Consider the following 321-nt stretch of genomic DNA (forward strand, 5'->3'; position numbering starts at 1 on the left):
TTTGACACAAGTTCAGCTAAAAGGAATTTTCTAAAACGCAAATTTCGTTTCGTTATCCAGTTTTCAAGGATCAAGGACGGAACTTTTGTAACGATCACCTTCGGTGACGTTCAAAGTTACGTCAATTTGAGAGTTGAACTCTCAAAACTGACCAACGAGTGAGCGATTTGTTCACTTTGCATTCGCAAAGTGTATCCGGCAGCTTGCGCTGACCGTGATTTGTACCGCTTCGCTACGGAAGCGAGGTACTCCATAGAAAGGAGGTGATCCAGCCGCACCTTCCGATACGGCTACCTTGTTACGACTTCACCCCAATCATCT

At 45.2% G+C, this 321-nt stretch carries 1 rRNA gene; it reads right to left on the reverse strand.

The features are described from left to right. Positions 1–256: 256 nt before the first annotated feature. Positions 257–321 (reverse strand): 16S ribosomal RNA (locus tag GNP95_RS25600); the annotation flags it as partial.

Source organism: Paenibacillus woosongensis (genome assembly GCF_009725165.1).
GTDB classification, from domain to species: domain Bacteria; phylum Bacillota; class Bacilli; order Paenibacillales; family Paenibacillaceae; genus Fontibacillus; species Fontibacillus woosongensis.